1 protein-coding gene and 1 pseudogene are annotated in these 2,129 nt (G+C 63.9%); both read right to left on the bottom strand.

From position 1 onward, the window contains the following. A pseudogene (locus ACVCAG_RS45615) lies at positions 1-385 on the bottom strand (pectinesterase family protein); the annotation flags it as partial. 602 nt (positions 386-987) lie between these two features. Next, positions 988-2,055: a pectate lyase family protein gene (locus ACVCAG_RS45620; RefSeq protein WP_440089910.1), complete on the bottom strand. Its 1,068-nt coding sequence runs from the start codon at positions 2,053-2,055 to the stop codon at positions 988-990. Between the last annotated feature and the right edge of the window lie 74 nt (positions 2,056-2,129).

The following is a 2,129-nucleotide window of genomic DNA, read 5'->3' on the forward strand; positions in this document are numbered from 1 at the left end:
TCCCGGCGGCGTTGTCGAAGACGATGACGACGTCACGGGCGTCACGGGTGGCGCCGAGGAAGGTCAGGCCGGTCTTGACCTGGGGTACCAGCACCGTCTCGCGGTAGGTCCCGGCCGCGATCACCAGGGTCCAGCCCCGTTCGGGAGCGTCCGGTGTCGCGTTGACGGCCGCCTGAACGGTCGTGTGGTCGCCCCGGCCCCGGGGGTCGACGTACAGCGTGCGCTCGTCCCGCCTGCGCCGCGGTGATCCGTACGGTCCGAACGGGCGCCGGGTGGCGGCCCCGGCCGGCGTTGCGACGGCAGGGACGAGCGCGAGGCCGAGGGCCGCGGCCGCGGCTCCGGCCAGCGTCCGGCGCCGGCCGAACAGTGGATTCTCGGGCGACATGGCCAAACTCCTGTGTTCACGTATGTGAGAAGTTCCCTTTACAAGAACATCTGAAGATTAAACAAATCAGGCAGTGATATGAATAGCGGAAACTTGCGGGTAAGGCTTCAGCTGATGATTGACGGATCGATGTCGGCTGATACTTTCCACTTGGTCTAAAAGCTGTTCAGAGTTCGGATCATGCGGTTGAGGTGAGGAGCTTCAGCCACATGATCGAGCCTTGGAGGTAGAGTCCGGCCTCGTAGCTTTCCGGGGCTTTGTCGTAACAGGTAGCCAGACCGTGCCAGGTCTTGATCTTCTGGAAACAGCCTTCGGCAGTGGTGCGCTGCCGGTAGCGCTCCGGATCGAAGACGACGGGCCGAACCTTTTCTCTTCCGGTTGGCCCGCTGATCGGTCTTCTCCGTGATGACCGCGGTGATCCGGCGGCGCAGTCACGCGTGGGCCTGGTGCGCTGGGCCCACGCGTGACGTTTTGTATCGGGTCCATCCGACGGGTGTTGGTTTCAGGGGCCGATGTCGGTCGGGGCCGGTGTGGGTTCGCAGGCCGATATCGGCACGTTGACTACGGGGTGGAGGGTGTGGAGTAGAGGCGCGAGACTCCGCCTATGGGGTCACGTCGATGATGCCGACGCCGGTGTTCTGCATGGCTTGTGTCTTGGCGTCCTGCGGGCTGAGCGCGTTGTAGGCGTAAGGCACCGTGAAGTTCGTGGTCGACGTCAGGTGCGCGTGCGGGGTGTTCACGTAGACGTTGTTCACCAGGTTCCAGTACCCGGTCGTGTTGCTGCCGTAGAACCAGCCGACCGGTCCGTGGATGGCGCCGGTCACCTCGTCGACCGCACCGGTGCCGACGTTCTCGAAGTAGTTCCCCTCGACCAGGACCTGCGCGCCCATCCGGGCGTTGATGGCGGTGTCGGCCACGTTCTGGAAGTAGTTGTTCAGCATGTGCACCTGCGATCGCCTGATGAGCGGCACGCGGGAGTTCACGTTATGGAACCGGTTGTTCGCGAACGTGATGTAGTCGCTCGCCGAGCTCTCGCTGTCGCCGCCGGCGGTCAGTGTCATCTTCCACGAGTCATGCAGGTAGTTCCACGAGATCGTGACGTACGCCGCGCCGTCCTTGACGTCGATCAGGCCGTCGTAATAGTCCTTGTCCACGTTCGGGAACTCGTTGTATATCTCGTTGTGGTCGATCCAGACGTTGGAGCTTGATTTCTGGACGGTGATCCCGTCCCGCTCCCCGGTGTCGATGTGGTGGATCTTCAGGTTCCGGATGACGACGTTGCGGGACTTGCGGAGGCTGAGGCCGACCCCGTCGAACTCGCCCTGGGTCCCGACCCCGAGGATGGAGACGTTCTCCACATCGTTGACGTGCATCTTGTCCCGGCTGAAGTCGGACGCTCTGATCGTCTCGTCGACATAGATGACCAGGCCCTCACCGGAGCGGTCGTCATGCTCCTTGATCAGGTCGTACATCGCATCGCCCGGGTTGGAATAGCCGGCGCTGCGCCGGTACTCGCTGAGGGTGTACTCGTGGACCACGGAGGCCCCGAATCCGCCGGTGGTCCCGCCGTTCATCGAGGCGTACCCAACCGGCTGGTCCGCCTGCTTGAAGGTCGTCGAGCCGCCGAAGGTCACGGCGAGGCGGCCGTCCGCGGCGAAGGACCAGTTCAGGGTGCCGGTGTAGGAGGAGCAGCGGGAGCCGTTGGAGCCGGACCAGAACTGGTTGGTGCCGTCGGCGTTGCCGA

Source organism: Streptosporangium sp. G12, assembly GCF_052983175.1.